This is a genomic window from Conexibacter sp. CPCC 205762 (genome assembly GCF_030646155.1).
Taxonomy (GTDB): Bacteria; Actinomycetota; Thermoleophilia; order Solirubrobacterales; family Solirubrobacteraceae; genus Conexibacter.
Genome location: NZ_JAUTDN010000005.1, coordinates 88,441 through 102,934 on the forward strand (window position 1 = coordinate 88,441; position 14,494 = coordinate 102,934).

The following is a 14,494-nucleotide window of genomic DNA, read 5'->3' on the forward strand; positions in this document are numbered from 1 at the left end:
GCTATCGAGCGTGGCGCGCAGCATCGCGAATCTCCAGTTCCGCCTCGCGGAGCGCGTCGTGCGCGATCTCCCAGCGGTGCTCGGCCTCGACGGCGCGCGTCAGCGGAACCGGATCGCCGTCGTCGCGCAGCAGGCCGCGCAACTCGACGAAGACAGGGTCGGCGCGGCGGATGCGGATCTCGCCGTCGGCCTCCTCGACGTGCACCTCGTCGCCGGGATGGATCCCGAGGCGTTCGCGCACGGCTTTCGGCAGGACGACCTGTCCCTTCGGTCCCACCTTGTAAGTCATACCGGCGAGTATAACCGCAGAAGCCCCGCTAGCGCGGGCCGGCGGCGAGGGCGCTGTTGGCGATCGCGACGAGCTTCTGCTTGTCGGTGCCGCTGCCGGCGGCGCGGAACTGGACGTCGTAGAGGACGTCTCTGAGCTTCCACTGGATCTCCGGCGGCGAGCAGGAGGCCCCGCAGGTGGAGGGCTTGTAGCGGCCGATCACGCCGCCGTGCAGTCTGACGCGGCTTCTGAACGCCAGTCTGCCGCCGCGGGTGCCGGTGAACTGGCCGACGAAGCAGGCGTTGGCGCCGCCGCAGCGGGGGCCGATGCCGAGCGAGATCTGCCAGCCGGGCCTGTTGGCCGACCACTTCTGCTCGATCCCGTGGCCGTTGGGGACGTCGATCAGGACCTCGTCGGGCAGCAGCACGGGCACGGTCGTGTGGCGCTCGATCGCGGCGATCTGGCGTCTCAGCCCTCTCGCGAGCGCGAATCTGCGGATCGCCGCTCTCGACGCCGCCGCGGAGGCGGCGAGCGGGGCGACGGCGGTCGCGGTCAGCGCGGCGGAGGCGGTGACGGCGGTGATGAGTGCGGCGGTTCGGCGCATCACGACTCCTGGCGGTCGTTGACGAGCGCGGTGACCCGCGCGACCACATCCTCCAACTTCAGGCCCGTCGTGTCGAGTTCGACCGCGTCGGCGGCGGCGGCCAGCGGTGCGACCGCGCGCGTCGAGTCGCGCTCGTCGCGGATCTGCTGCTCGGCCAGGACGGTCCGCACGTCGGCGCCGATCTGCTCGGCGCGGCGGCGGGCGCGCTCCTCGGCGCTGGCGGTCAGGAAGACCTTGACGGCCGCGTCGGGCGCGACGACGGTGCCGATGTCGCGGCCCTCGGCGACCCAGTCGCCGGCGCCGACGATCCGCTGCTGCTGCGCGACCATCGCGGTCCGCACCGCCGGGTCGGCGGCGGCCCGCGAGGCGCCCTCGGAGGCCGCGGGCGTGCGGATCGCGTCGGTCACGTCCTCGCCGTCGAGCAGCACCCGCTCCCCCAGCTCGATCTCGATCTCCCCCGCGACCGCCGCCGGCGCGAGCCCGCGCCGCTCCGCCGCCAGCCCGACGCAGCGGTACATCGCGCCGGTGTCGAGGTAGGTGAAGCCGAGCGCGGCCGCGACGGCGCGCGCGACCGTCGACTTGCCGGCGCCGGCCGGTCCGTCGATCGCGACGACCATCAGCGCCCCAGCAGGGTCGCGAGGTCCTCGGTGAAGCGCGGGTAGGAGACGGCGGCCGCCTCCATCTCCTGCACCTCGACCCCGTCGCGCGAGGCGAGGCCGGCGATCGCGCCGAGCATCGCGAGGCGGTGGTCGCCGTGGGAGGAGATCGACCCGCCGCGCAGGCCGCCCGTGCCGCGCACGACGAAGCCGTCGTCGGTCGCCTCGATGTCGGCGCCCAATCCACGGAGTCCCTCCACAACCGTGGCAATGCGGTCGGACTCCTTCACCTTCAGCTCCTGCGCGCCCGTCACGACCGTCTCGCCCTCGGCGAAGCAGCCGAGCAGCGCGACCAATGGCAGTTCGTCGATCGCCAGCGGCACCTCCTCCGGCGCCACAGTCGTGCCGCGCAGCGGGCCGTGGGAGATCTCCAGCGACGAGACCGGCTCGCCGGGCGTGAACGCGCCGTGCTCCTCCAGCTCGCCGCTGACGAGGCCGCCCATCCGCTCGACGATCCGCAGGAAGCCGGTCCGCGTCCAGTTGACGTTGACGTCCTCCAGCACGATCCTCGAGCCGGGCACGAGCACGGCGGCGGCGACCCAGAAGGCGGCGCTGGAGAGGTCGCCGGGGACGGCGATCGACTCCAGCTCCAGCCGCTCGACGCGGCGCACGGTCACGCGCCCGCCGTCGCGCTCGATCGGCACGCCGGCGGCGGCGAGCATCCGCTCGGTGTGGTCGCGGCTCGGCTTCGGCTCGACGACCGTCGTCTCGCTCGTGCTCATGCCGGCGATCAGCACGCACGACTTGACCTGCGCGGAGGCGACCGGCAGCACGTACTCGATCCCGCGCAGCTCGGCGCCGTGGACGGTGAAGGGCGGGAAGCGCTCGGCGGTCGCGTCGATCGTCGCTCCCATCTCGCGCAGCGGCACGGCGATCCGGTCGACCGGCCGTCTGCGGATCGAGCTGTCGCCGTCGAAGGTCCAGCTCGTGCCGGGACGCGCCGCGAGCCAGCCGGGCAGCAGCCGCATCAGCGTGCCGGCGTTGCCGACGTCGATCGGGCCGGCCGGCGGGCGCGGGTCCTGCAGGCCGGTGCCGTGGATCCGCAGCTCGCCGGGGCCGAGCCGCTCGACGCGTGCGCCGACCGCCTGGACGGCGGCGAGCGTCGAGTTGGTGTCGGCGGCGTCGAGGTAGTTGGTGACGTGCACCGACCCCGAGGCGATCGCGCCGAAGATCGCCGAACGGTGCGAGATCGACTTGTCCGGCGGGACGCGCAGCGTGCCCTGCAGCCCGGCGGGGGCGGGATCGAAGCGGACCGTGCTCATGCCTCGGCCACCGGGAAGCCCTGCTGCTCGATCAGCGCGAGCGCGCGCTCCGCCGGTTCGTCCCCTGCGATCCACAGTGCCACGACGCCCTCCGCTTGGTTCGGCGCCGGATACAGCGCCATGTCGGTGATGTTGACGCCCGCGCGTCCCAGTTCCAGCGCCAGGCGCGCGATCACGCCCGGCTCGTTCGGCACGGAGGCGCGCAGCTCGTGCAGCGGGCCGCCGGCCAGCTGCGCCTCCAGCAGCCGGCGGCGGTCGTCGCGCGCGCCGTCGTTCCAGGCCGTGACGGCGCTCGCGTCGCCGTCCTCCAGCAGCCTGCGGAACTCTGTCAGGCGGCGCGTCGCGTCGTCGATCCGCTCGATCAGCGCGTCGCGGTTGGCGAGGTAGATGTCGGTCCAGATCGCGCTGTTGGCGCCGGCGACGCGGGTCGCGTCGCGGAAGCTGGGGCCGGTCGCGGGCAGCTGCTCGGACTCCTCCTCCAGCGCGCGCGCCGCCTGCGCGACCATCACGTTCGCGATCGCGTGCGGCAGGTGGCTGACGGCCGCCAGCATCGTGTCGTGCGTGGCGGCGTCGATCGTCGTCGGCAGCGCACCGAGCCCGCGCAGCAGACGGTGGAGCCGCTCGAAGCCGGTGCCGGTCGTCGCGTGCGTCGGCGTCAGGTACCAGACGGCGTCCTGGAACAGGTCGCCGCGGGCGTGCTCGACGCCGGCCGTCTCGGCGCCCGCGAGCGGGTGGCCGCCGACGAAGCGCGGATCGTCGATCGCGGCGACGACGGAGCGCTTGGTCGAGCCGACGTCGGTCACGACGCAGTCGGCCGGCATCGCCGCCAGCACCCGCTCGACGGTCGCCGGCAGCTGGCCGACGGGGGCGGCGGCGAAGACGACCTCGGCCGCGTTCACCGCCTCCTCCAGCGAGGCCGCGCCGCGGTCGAGCGCGCCGCGCGCGCAGGCGGTATCGAGCGCGGCCGGGTTCGGGTCCCAGCCGGTGACGTCGGCGCCGAGCCGCTCGCGGGCCGCGAGCCCGATCGACCCTCCGATCAGGCCCACGCCGACGATCGTGATCCGCAAGCGGCTCGTGCTCCTCTCAGGCGGCGGCCTCCGCCGCCACGTTGGAGATCGTCTTGCCGACGACGGCCGCGGTCTGCGCGACCTTCTCGGCGTAGGCGGCGAACTCGGCCGCCACCAGCTGCTGGGGACCGTCGCAGATCGCCTCGTCCGGGTTCGGATGGACCTCGACGATGATCCCGTCGGCGCCGACGGCGGCAGCCGCCAGCGACAGCGGCTCGACGAGGTCGCGCCGGCCGGCGGCGTGCGACGGGTCGACGATGATCGGCAGGTGCGTCAGCCCCTTCAGCACCGGGACCGCGGTCAGGTCGAGCGTGAAGCGGTAGGCGGTCTCGAACGTGCGGATGCCGCGCTCGCACAGGAGGACGTGCTCGTTGCCCTCCTTGAGGATGTACTCGGAGGCGTTCAGCAGCTCCTCCAGCGTCGCCGACAGGCCGCGCTTGAGCAGCACCGGGCGGCCGGCGCGGCCCAGCTCCGTCAGGAGCGTGTAGTTCTGCATGTTGCGCGCGCCGATCTGGATCACGTCGGCGACCTCGAGGACCGCGTCGAGGTCGCGCGCGTCCATCAGCTCGGTGACGATCGGCAGGCCGGTCTCGGCCTTCGCCTCGGCCAGCAGCTTGAGGCCCTCGACGCCGAGGCCGTGGAAGGCGTACGGCGAGGTGCGCGGCTTGTACGCGCCGCCGCGGAAGAGCGTCGCGCCGGCGGCGGCGACGGTGTGGGCGGTGCCGAGCGTCTGCTCGCGCGACTCGACCGTGCAGGGGCCGGCGATCAGCGCGAAGTTCGTGCCGCCGATCTTGCGGCCGCCGATCTCGAAGACGCTCGGCTCGCCGTGTCGGATCTGCGAGGAGGCGAGCTTGTAGGGCTTGAGGATCGGCACCAGCTTGTCGACCCCGGGTGCACCCTCCAGCTCCAGCCGCTGGACGTGCTCGCGGTCGCCGAGGACGCCGAGCACCGTCAGCTCCTCGCCGTTGATGCGGTGGGTCCTGGCGCCAACGCCCTCGACACGCTCGACGACAGCCTGGATCTCGGCTTCGGTCGCGTCCTGCTTCATCACGATCATCATTGCTTCACGGGTCCTCTCGGCCTGGAATCTACGGAACGGAGCGGCACGGAGCCGTGCCGGCGGCGGGAGTGGCGCCCGACCCCACGAGGACCCACGACGGGTGGGTGCATCGGTGGACGATCTGGCCGGACGCCTAGATAAATCGCCAGGCGGAGAGGCGCCAGAGGCTGGCGTACGACGCATAGCCGGCATAGGTGCCGGCCACGGTGAGGGCGTCGATCGTACGGTCAGCGGGGTTCATGGCGCTGCGGCCATTGTGGCAGAGCGCGACCGCCGAGGGCAAGCCCGGCGGTCGCCGCACCTGCCGTCTGCTCAGCGGGCGCGCGCCGGCAGCTGCACGATGCGGCTGATCGCGACGCGGTTGCCGGCGCCGTCGCGCACGACGACCCGCACGGTCGCGCGGCCGGCGTGGAGGCCGGAGCCGAGCGGCAGGCGCAGCGTGTGCGTGCCGGCCTGCAGCGCTCTCCGGCCGCGCCGTTCGAGCGTGCGCGAGCCGCGCAGCAGCCGCACCTCGACGGTCGTCGCCTCGCGCGTGCGCAGGCGCAGGTCGAGCAGCCGCACGCCGCGCACCGAGCGCTTCCAGGAGAGGCCGAGCAGGCGCGCGGCGACGGTCGTGTCGTCGCTCGTCGCGGGTGTGGTGGTCGCGGCGCCGGTGCTGGGCACGCCGCTGAGCCCGAACGTGAAGCTCGCGGCCCAGCCGTCGCCGGAGCGGGTCGGCTGCAGCCTCGTGCTCGACCCGCCGCCGTTGTAGATGTCGTCGGCGGCGTTGCGCGTGTCGCGCGTGCCGCGGGCGGCGTACGGCGCCGCCGCGAACACCTCGTCGGTCAGCGCGTCGTCGAAGAACAGCTGCGAGGTGAAGTCGTAGGTCGCTCTGCCGGCGGCGTCGAAGGTCCGCACCCGCACGTGGATGTGGACGGTGCGGCCGCGGTACCAGCCGGGCCAGATCGTCTTGAAGGCGACGCTGCCGGCGGCGTCGCTGACCTGGTAGCCGCGCAGCCACGTCACGCCGCTGGTGCCCTCGACCTGCTCGTCGCTGTACTTGCCGCTGGGGGCGGCGTGCCAGACGTCGACCCAGGCGCCCGCGACCGGCGCGCAGCCGTCGTCCTCGTCGACCAGCCTCAGCGTCAGCGCCAGCGGCGTGCCGGCGAGCGCGCTGCCGGTCGCCTGGTCGGTCGTGATGTCGGAGCGGTTGAGCTGCTCCTCGACGAAGTACGGCCCGATCGTCATCTCGGGCGTCAGCGAGGCGCAGCTCGCGGCCTGCGCGGGATCGGCGCCGAACAGCGCGGCGACCGGTGTGCGCCCGAGCAGGAGGCCGCCGCCGGCAGCGGCCCCGGCGGCGGTGAGCGCCTGCCGGCGCGTGAGGGACGACGTTCTCTGGCTCATGCGCGGCAGCCTCCCGCGCCCGCCTGGGATTCCCCTGAGCGCGCGCTGGGAGCTGCCGCGACCGCGTCAGACCGGCTGCTGGACGAGCTCTTTGAGCGCGTCGAGGAAGCGGCGGTTCTCGGCTGCCGTGCCGATCGTCGTGCGCGACCAGCCGGCGCGGCCGAGCGCGCCGCCGGAGCGGACGAGCACCTTGCGCTCTCTGAGGCCGGCGAGGATCTCCTGCTCGTCGCCGTCGCCGAGCGAGTGCCAGATGAAGTTCGCCTGCGAGTCGGCGACCTCCAGGCCCATCGCGCGCAGCTCCTCCTCCAGCGTCAGGCGGTTGGCGACCGTCTCCTCGATCCGCCGCGTCAGCTCGTCCTGGCGCAGCAGCGCGGCCTCGGCGGCGGCCTGCGCGACCGAGTTGCAGAAGAACGGCTGGCGCACCTGCTCGACCGCGACGCGGAAGCGCTCGTCGCCGCAGAGCGCGTAGCCGACGCGCAGGCCGGCGAGGCCGTAGACCTTCGAGAAGGTGCGCAGGATCACGAGGTTGCTGTAGCGCTTGAGCAGCGCGAGCGACTCGTCCGGGTCGTACAGCGTCGAGAACTCGCAGTAGGCCTCGTCGAGGATCACGCAGACGTGGCTGGGCACCTCGGCCATGAAGCGCTCGATCGCCGGCAGCGCGTGGGCGGTGCCGGTCGGGTTGTTCGGGTTGCAGATCAGCACCAGGCGCGTCGCGGCGGTGATCTCGGCGAGCATCGCGTCGAGGTCGTGACGGTGCTCGGCGTCGAGCGGCACTCTGATCGCGCGGGCGCCCGTCGCGGCCGCCATGTGCGGGTAGACGGAGAACGACGGCCACGCGTAGACGACCTCCGCCCCCGGCTCCAGCAGCGCCTCGGCGGCGCTCAGCAGGATGTCGCAGGAGCCCGCGCCTATCGCGATTCTCATCGGGTCGTAGTCGTACCGGGCCGCGAGCGCTCTGCGCAGCCTCATGTTCGACGGGTCCGGATAGCGGTTGGCGGTCTCGACGGCCGCCGTCGCCGCCTCCAGCACGCCCGGCATCGGCCCGAACGGCGCCTCGTTGCTCGCCAGCATCGCGAAGCCGTCGAGCGCGTAGCCGCCGGCGGTCGGGTAGACGGGCAGGCGGCGGATCTTGTCGGTGAATTCGATGGCCATGAGTGGGCCTATTGTGCCAGCAGCTCGAACAGCGAGTCGGCGTGCTTGTCGACGAACGACGGGCCGATCCCTCTGATGTCGAGCAGCTCGGCGGCGGTCGCCGGCTTGCGGCGGACGATCTCGCGCAGCGTCGCGTCGGTCGCGACGGTGTAGGCCGGCTTGCCGTCGGCGCGCTCGCGGCGCCACTCCTTCAGCGGCGCCAGCTCGCCGTCGCTGACCGGCGGGCCCTCCTCCTGCGCCGCGGCGGCAGCGGCGCGCGCCTTGCGGCCGCCGGCCGTGACGGTGATCGGCGGCAGCCAGTCGACCGCGTCGTGGACGTCGCAGCAGCGGCCCAGCGGCGCGACCGGCGTGTCGTCGCCGAAGTGGTCGAGCAGCTGGCGGCGGCGGCAGCGGTCGCCCTCTCTCGAATAGGCCTCGATCGAGCGGTAGGACTGCCAGCGGCGGTCGGTCGCGGCGCGGCACAGCTGCGCGACGCGGCCGCGGTCCAGCCCGCCGTCGTTGAGGCTGACGTGCAGCCGCCCGCCGGCGCCCGGCTCCAGCCGCAGCGCGCCGGCCCGCTCGGCGACGGCGAGCGCGATCCGGTCGTTCTCGGCGCCGGCGTCCAGCTCGACGCCCTCCGCGCCGGCCTGGTGGCGCAGCCGCTGGACCAGCCCGGCGACCTGCTCCGGCGTCACCTCGGCCTGCTGGATGAAGCGCACGAGCCGGCCGAGGTCGGCGCGCGAGGCGAGCAGGACGGCGCGCGAGGGCTGGCCGTCGCGCCCGGCGCGGCCGGCCTCCTGGTAGTAGGCCTCGAGGCTCGACGGCAGCGCCCAGTGCCAGACCGAGCGCACGTCGGCCTTGTCGACGCCCATGCCGAAGGCGTTGGTCGCGACGACGACGTCGACGTCGCCGCGCATGAAGGCGTCCTGCCGCAGCGAGCGCTGCTCGGCGTTCATGCCGGCGTGGTAGGCGACCGTGTTCATGCCGGCCTCGTCGAGCAGCACCGAGATCTCCTCGGTCGATCTGCGCGTGCCGCAGTAGACGACCGCGGGGCGGTTCTCCGCCATCGTCACGCCGGCCACGAGCGTCGCGCGCTTGCGGGCGACGCTGCCCTCGCCGTCGAACGGCAGCACGTCGAAGGAGATGTTCGGCCGGTCGAAGCCGGAGCGGACGCGCTCGGGCTCGCGCAGGCTCAGGCGGGCGACGATCTCCTCCGCGACCTTCGGCGTCGCGGTCGCCGTGCAGGCCATCGTCGGCGGGTGGCCGAGGTCGGCGATCACCTGCGCCAGCCGCAGGTAGTCGGGGCGGAAGTCGTGGCCCCACTCGGAGACGCAGTGCGCCTCGTCGACGACGAAGAGGGCGATCGTGCGGGCGGCGATCGCGCTGCGGAAGGCGCTGCTCGCGAACCGCTCCGGAGCGGCGAAGACGACCGTGGCGGCGCCGCTGCGGATGTCGTCGAGCGCGCGGCGATTGGTCTCCGCGTCGACGCCGGAGGCGAGCATCACGGCCGGGTGGCCGAGGTCGGTCAGGCGGGCGCACTGGTCGCGCATCAGCGCGATCAGCGGCGAGACGACGACGGTCAGGTCGTCGCTGGCGAGCGCCGGCAGCTGGTAGCAGAGCGACTTGCCGCCGCCGGTCGGCATCACGACCAGCGCGTCGCGGCCGTCGAGCGCCGCCTGGACCGCCTCGCGCTGGCCGGGCCGGAAGCTGGAGAGGCCGAGCAGGTGCAGCAGCGAGGCCGGGTCGGCGTCGATCGCGGCGCGGGTGGGGCGCGGCGGGGCCGTCACGGCGGCGGGCGCCGGCGCGGAGAAGAGCGTCGGCTCGGCGCCGGGGGCGGCGGCCGTCGCCGGCGGCGGCGCGGCGGCCGGCGGCGCGAAGGCGGCCGGCTCGAAGCGGCCGGGATCGTCGTGCTCGTCGGCGGGGCCGCCGAGGCTGTCGAGATACGAGAGGTGGTCGTCCTCGGCCGGCGGCGACGGCGGCTGCGCCGCTCTGATCCGCTCGGCGGCGAGCTTGGCGAGCGGGGTCAGCGCCGTCCGCTCCTGCTCCCCCAGCTCGCGCCAGCGGGCGCGCAGCTCAGCGAGCGCGGGGGCGGCGCCGGGGGCGGCGGGATCGGCGAAGACGGTCTGGAGAGAGCTGAGCGCGCGCTGCATGCAGACGACGGTAGCCGACGACTACTGCGCCGACTCGAGGTCCGTCCGCAAGACGCGGGCTCCGCGCAGGTAGACGTGCTGCGGAACGTGGTCCTCGGCCGCGTAGTAGTGGACCATCACGCGGATCACGAGCGGCAGCGAGCCCGGCACCGGCACCTCGCGGGCGCACATCAGCGGCACGTTCGAGAGGCCCATCCTGCGCGCCGCGACCGCCGGGAACTGCGCGTCGAGGTCGTCGGTGTTGGTGAAGAGGCAGGAGACCATCGCGTCGGCCTCCAGGCTGTTGCGCGACATCAGCTCGCGCATCAGCTCATCGGTCGCCGACAGGATCTGCTCGGCGTCGTTGTCCTCGACGGTGATGGCGCCTCGAAGCGCGAAGAGCCGCATAGGCGGCGGAAGTGTAGATGGTCACCCGGCCGGCCAGTCGGCCAGGTGCACCTCCCCCTCCAGCTCGGCCCGCGCCAGCCCGAGGAAGGCCGGCGAGGCGTTGACGAGCACCGCGACCTCGGCCCCGCGCAGCAGCGGCAGGTCGACGGCGTGGTCGCTGTAGGCGACCGCCCACGGCGCACGCACCCCGTGCGCCGCGAGCTGGCGCGGCTTCTCGGCGCCGAGGTTGTGCAGCGCGACCTGCCAGCCGCGGCCGGCGCGCACCAGCCGCGAGGCGACCAGCTCCGCGTCCGGCAGGCCGGCGGCGTCCAGCAGCGCCCGCGCCAGCGCGGTCTCGGAGGCGGTCGCGAAGACGACCCGCGCGCCGGCGTCGAGGTGCGCGCGCGCCTGCTCCACGCAGCCCGGCTGCAGCGCGCCCGGCGTCGCCGCCAGCTCGCGCGCGAACGCCGCCGCCTCGGCCTGGTACTGCGCGACGGTCAGGCGGATCAGCGAGATCCGCACCGCCGCCGTGATCGCCCAGCGGCGGGTCGCCGGCAGCAGCATCAGCGGCACCAGCGGCAGCACCAGCGCGACCCGCAGCGGGCGGCGGCGGAAGCGGCTCACGACGAACAGCGTGAAGGTGTCCCGCCGCGTGAGGACGCCGTCGAGGTCGAAGACGGCGACCTCGCGGGCGTCGTCCATCAGGCGGTGCCGGCCGGCTCGTGCGCCGCCGCGGCGAGGTCTCTGATCTCTCTCGCGGTCAGGCGGCGGCTGCGGCCGGGCTGCAGCTCGCCGAGCCGCAGCGGGCCGAACTGGACGCGTACGAGCGCTCTGACCGGGTGGCCGACGGCGTCGCACATGCGCCGCACCTGGCGCTTCTTGCCCTCGTGGATCGTGATCTCCAGCACGTGGCCGGAGAGCCGCTGGACGCGCGCCGGCGAGGTCAGGCCGTCCTCCAGTCGCACGCCCTCGCGCAGCTGCCGCAGCGCGCGGTCGGTGATCGACGGGCCCTTGACGGTCGCTCTGTAGGTCTTCGGCACCTCGTAGCGCGGGTGCGTCAGGCGGTTGGCCAGCTCGCCGTCGTTGGTCAGCAGGATCAGGCCCGTCGAGTCGGCGTCGAGCCGCCCGACCGGGTAGAGCCGCAGGCCCTGCGGGACGAGGTCGGTGACCGTGCGGCGGCCGTGCGTGTCGGACGCGGTCGAGACGACGCCGGCCGGCTTGTTGAGCGCGTAGACGACCCGCTGCTCGGCGCCGCGGATGCGATCGCCGTCGTAGCGGACGTCGTTGTGCTCACCGACGTCGAGCGCCGGATCGGTCGCGGTGCGGCCGTCGACCGTGATGCGGCCTTCGGCGATCAGGAGCTCTGAGGCGCGTCGCGAGGCGACGCCGGCATGGGCGAGGAACTTTGCAAGTCGCACGGGCCTGCCACCATAGAGGGCTGCGATGGATCTCGACCTGCTCGACAGCACCCTCTCTGACCTCGGCCAGCCGGCCTTCCGCGCCAAGCAGGTGTGGGAGTGGACCGCCAGAGGCGCCTCCTCCTACGAGGAGATGACCAACCTCCCGGCCGACCTGCGCGCCACGCTCACCGAGCGGGTGCCGTTCTCCTGCCTCAGACTGGAGCGCGAGCTGCACGCCAGCGACGGCACCGTCAAGGCGCTCTTCTCGACGAGAGACGGGCGCGCGGTCGAGGCCGTGCTGATGCGCTACAGGGACGGCCGCCGCTCGCTCTGCCTCTCGTCGCAGTCGGGCTGCCCGCTGACCTGCACCTTCTGCGCGACCGGCACGATGAAGTTCGGCCGCAACCTGACGCGTTCAGAGATCCTCGACCAGGCGCTCCACTTCCGCCGCATCGAGGAGGTCGACCACTGCGTCTTCATGGGCATGGGCGAGCCGATGATGAACCTCGACCACGTGCTCGCCGCCTGCAGACGGCTGCCGTCGGTCGGCATCACGCACCGCCGCACGGCGATCTCGACGGTCGGCTGGATCCCCGGGATCGAGCGGCTGACGGCGCAGGAGATGCCGATCCGCCTGGCGCTCTCGCTGCACTCGCCCGACGACGCGCTGCGCTCGCAGATCATGCCGGTCAACGACCGCTACAGACTCGCGGACGTGCTGAGAGCGTGCCGCGACTTCTACGAGGTCAAGCGGCGGATGGTCTTCATCGAGTACGTGATGCTGGCCGGCGTCAACGACTCCTACGCGCAGGCGCTGCAGCTCGCGAGAACGCTCGAGCCGTGGATCTTCAAGGTCAACCTGATCCCGTACAACCCGACCGACTCGATCTACGACGGCTCCTCGCGCGAGGCGATCGAGACCTTCCGCGCGGTGCTGGAGGAGCACGGGATCTCCGCCACGGTCCGCCTGACGCGCGGCCGCGACATCGACGCCGCCTGCGGTCAGCTGGCCGTCAAGGCTGCTGCGGCGGGCTGATCGGGATCACGTCGGCGCCGGCCGGCTCCTGGTCCGGCTCCTCCTCCGGCGGGACGTCGGCGCCCAGCGCGCCGAGCGCGTCGCCGGCGGGAACGGCCGCCTCGGCGCCGCCGGGACGCTCGGTGCGGCCCTCGGCCGGCTGGGCGGCGGTCGGCACGCCGAGGCGCGCCTCGCCGGCGCGCAGCAGCCGGTCGCGGATGTTGGCGGCGACCTCGGGCGACGGGTCCCAGGCGCTGACGTCGGGCATGTCGTCGAGCGATCTGAGGCCGAACAGGCGCAGGAACAGGTCGGTCGTGCGGTAGAGGACGGCGCCGAACTGCGAGCGGCCGCCCTCCTCGATCACGCCGCGCTCGATCAGCGTCGCCGCCGCCGACTCGGCGTTGACGCCGCGGATGCGGGCGATCTCCGGCCGCGAGACCGGCTGCAGGTAGGCGACGACCGCGAGCGTCTCGGCCTGCGCGGGCGTCAGCGGCGGCGTGCGCGGCTTGCCGAAGAGGCGGCGGGCGGCGTCCTCGGCGAGCGGGTTGGAGGCGAGCACGAAGCCGCCGGCCAGCTCGCGCACGACGATCCCGCGGCGGCGCTCCTCGAGGTCCTCCCCGAGCGCTCTCAGCGCGGCCTCGACCTGCGGCACGTCGGCGTCGGCGGCGTCGGCGAGCTGGTCGGCGCTGACGGGGTCGCTGGAGAGGAACAGCAGCGCCTCGATCAGGCGCTCCAGCTCGGAGGTGTCGAAGTCGGCCGCTGCGGGCGCGGGCGCTGCTGGCGCGGGCGCCTCGGCTTCGGCGTCGGGCGCGTCGGGCGGCTGCTCGTCGGCCATCAGACCGCTTCGGCGGTCGCCCACGGGTTCTCGGCGCGCGCCTGCACCGTGATCTCGGCGAACGGCTCGTCCTGCTCCCAGGTCGCCTCGCCGCGCTTGTACAGCTCCAGCAGCGCCCAGATCGTGACCGCGACCGTGACGCGGTCCGCTCTCGCGACCGCCTCGTCGAACGAGAAGCGGCCGCGGTGCAGCAGCGAGCGCAAGTGTCTCAGCCGCTCGACGACGGTGACTCTCTGGATCGTCACGTGGCTGAGCGAGATCTCGGCCGGCATCCGCAGCAGCCCGCCGATCGCGCGGCCCAGCTGCGCCGGGTCGTAGACCGGGCGCGAGTCGTCCAGCGTGCCGCGCCGCAGCGCGGCCGGCAGCGGCGCCTGGCGGAAGCGGTAGCCGGTCTCGGCGGCGAGCCGTCTCGTCAGGTAGTCGGCGGCGCCGCGGTAGCGGTGGGCCTCCAGCAGGCGCGCGAGCAGCTCCTCGGCCGCCTCGCTCGGCTGCAGGTCGACCAGCTCCTCCTCCTCGCCCGGCAGCATCAGGCGCGACTTCAGCTCCAGCAGCGCCGCGATCAGGACGAGGAACTCGGTCGCCAGCTCGAGGTCCAGCTCGCCCTTCGCCTCGAGGAAGTCGATGTAGGTCAGCACGACGTCGGCGAGGTCGACCTCGAGCAGGTCGACCTCCTCGCGCAGGACGAGCGTCAGCAGCAGGTCGAACGGCCCTGCGAAGACGTCCAGGTCGAGATCGAGATCGGCGGCGCGCATCTGTTCGAACACGCTAGCGGCAGCACCCGACGCCTCCGTGCGCAGTCGCGCCGGCTTCCTGCTTCTCCCTGCTCACCGCGCTCATCTGTCAGGCTCATGACATGTCAGGGAGCTTCAAGCACCGGGTCGTGCGCCCGTTCCAGAACAAGCTGGTGAACCCGCTGATCAAGCGCCTGCTGGCGCGCGGCTGGCTCCCGCCCGGCTACGCGCTGCTGGAGACGACCGGCCGTAAGAGCGGCCAGCCGCGCCAGACGCCGGTCGGCGACGGCCTCGTCGGCGAGCAGTTCTGGATCGTCGCCGAGCATGGTCCCAATGCCGCCTACGTCAAGAACATCGCCGCCGACCCGCGCGTGCGTGTCCAGGTCCGCACGGGCGGCAGCAAGCAGTGGCTCAGCGGCACCGCCACCGCCCTGCCCGACGACGACCCGCTCGAACGGCAGAGATGGCTGGCGACCACCGGCAAGGGCCGCGGCGCCAACGCCCGCGCCGTGCGCGCCTTCGGCAGCGAGCTGCTGACGGTCCGCGTCGACCTCGACCCGCGCTGA

General features: G+C 73.6%; 16 protein-coding genes. 2 read left to right on the forward strand and 14 right to left on the reverse strand.

The window, feature by feature from the left end:
* Position 1 precedes the first annotated feature (1 nt).
* From Q7L73_RS07020 to Q7L73_RS07075, 12 genes are all read right to left on the reverse strand, one after another.
* A complete protein-coding gene (locus Q7L73_RS07020; protein ID WP_304687468.1) occupies positions 2-289 on the reverse strand; it encodes an AbrB/MazE/SpoVT family DNA-binding domain-containing protein in 288 nt (95 codons plus the stop codon).
* Positions 290-317: 28 nt separating this feature from the next.
* A complete protein-coding gene (locus tag Q7L73_RS07025; RefSeq protein ID WP_304687470.1) occupies positions 318-872 on the reverse strand; it encodes a hypothetical protein in 555 nt (184 codons plus the stop codon).
* Positions 872-1,489, reverse strand: coding sequence for a (d)CMP kinase (gene cmk, locus Q7L73_RS07030; RefSeq protein ID WP_304687472.1), 618 nt, complete (start codon positions 1,487-1,489; stop codon positions 872-874). Before cmk ends, Q7L73_RS07025 begins: the two co-directional genes overlap by 1 nt.
* Positions 1,489-2,790, reverse strand: a complete 1,302-nt coding sequence (aroA, locus tag Q7L73_RS07035) for a 3-phosphoshikimate 1-carboxyvinyltransferase (protein WP_304687473.1) — start codon at positions 2,788-2,790, stop codon at positions 1,489-1,491. The genes cmk and aroA overlap by 1 nt, the downstream gene beginning before the upstream one ends.
* The gene (locus Q7L73_RS07040; RefSeq protein ID WP_304687480.1) at positions 2,787-3,857 is read right to left on the reverse strand and encodes a prephenate dehydrogenase/arogenate dehydrogenase family protein; all 1,071 of its coding nucleotides are present in this window, start codon (positions 3,855-3,857) and stop codon (positions 2,787-2,789) included. The genes aroA and Q7L73_RS07040 overlap by 4 nt, the downstream gene beginning before the upstream one ends.
* A gap of 16 nt (positions 3,858-3,873) precedes the next feature.
* Complete coding sequence (gene aroF, locus Q7L73_RS07045) at positions 3,874-4,914, reverse strand: 3-deoxy-7-phosphoheptulonate synthase (RefSeq protein WP_370552361.1); 1,041 nt, start codon at positions 4,912-4,914, stop codon at positions 3,874-3,876.
* Positions 4,915-5,229: 315 nt separating this feature from the next.
* On the reverse strand, positions 5,230-6,300 hold the full coding sequence (locus tag Q7L73_RS07050; RefSeq protein ID WP_304687489.1) for a hypothetical protein: 1,071 nt from the start codon (positions 6,298-6,300) through the stop codon (positions 5,230-5,232).
* Positions 6,301-6,366: 66 nt separating this feature from the next.
* A complete protein-coding gene (hisC, locus tag Q7L73_RS07055) occupies positions 6,367-7,452 on the reverse strand; it encodes a histidinol-phosphate transaminase (RefSeq protein ID WP_304687491.1) in 1,086 nt (361 codons plus the stop codon).
* An 8-nt stretch (positions 7,453-7,460) separates the two neighbouring features.
* Positions 7,461-9,581: an ATP-dependent DNA helicase RecQ gene (locus Q7L73_RS07060; RefSeq protein ID WP_304687493.1), complete on the reverse strand. Its 2,121-nt coding sequence runs from the start codon at positions 9,579-9,581 to the stop codon at positions 7,461-7,463.
* 21 nt (positions 9,582-9,602) lie between these two features.
* Positions 9,603-9,968, reverse strand: a complete 366-nt coding sequence (aroH, locus tag Q7L73_RS07065; RefSeq protein ID WP_304687498.1) for a chorismate mutase — start codon at positions 9,966-9,968, stop codon at positions 9,603-9,605.
* Positions 9,969-9,989: 21 nt separating this feature from the next.
* Positions 9,990-10,649 carry a haloacid dehalogenase-like hydrolase gene (locus tag Q7L73_RS07070; protein ID WP_304687502.1) on the reverse strand — a complete coding sequence of 220 codons (660 nt, stop codon included), beginning with the start codon at positions 10,647-10,649 and terminating at the stop codon, positions 9,990-9,992.
* Positions 10,649-11,365, reverse strand: coding sequence for a pseudouridine synthase (locus Q7L73_RS07075; protein WP_304687509.1), 717 nt, complete (start codon positions 11,363-11,365; stop codon positions 10,649-10,651). The genes Q7L73_RS07070 and Q7L73_RS07075 overlap by 1 nt, the downstream gene beginning before the upstream one ends.
* A gap of 25 nt (positions 11,366-11,390) precedes the next feature.
* On the opposite strand from Q7L73_RS07075, the gene rlmN reads away from it, so the two are divergent.
* Entirely contained in the window at positions 11,391-12,383 is a 993-nt protein-coding gene (gene rlmN, locus Q7L73_RS07080) for a 23S rRNA (adenine(2503)-C(2))-methyltransferase RlmN (RefSeq protein WP_304687516.1), read from the forward strand.
* Here the strand turns inward: rlmN and scpB are convergent.
* Positions 12,361-13,197: an SMC-Scp complex subunit ScpB gene (gene scpB, locus Q7L73_RS07085; protein WP_304687529.1), complete on the reverse strand. Its 837-nt coding sequence runs from the start codon at positions 13,195-13,197 to the stop codon at positions 12,361-12,363. The two genes, rlmN and scpB, sit on opposite strands and share 23 nt — an antisense overlap.
* On the reverse strand, positions 13,197-13,949 hold the full coding sequence (locus tag Q7L73_RS07090; RefSeq protein ID WP_304687531.1) for a ScpA family protein: 753 nt from the start codon (positions 13,947-13,949) through the stop codon (positions 13,197-13,199). Before Q7L73_RS07090 ends, scpB begins: the two co-directional genes overlap by 1 nt.
* A gap of 101 nt (positions 13,950-14,050) precedes the next feature.
* On the opposite strand from Q7L73_RS07090, the gene Q7L73_RS07095 reads away from it, so the two are divergent.
* The gene (locus tag Q7L73_RS07095) at positions 14,051-14,494 is read left to right on the forward strand and encodes a nitroreductase/quinone reductase family protein (RefSeq protein ID WP_304687533.1); all 444 of its coding nucleotides are present in this window, start codon (positions 14,051-14,053) and stop codon (positions 14,492-14,494) included.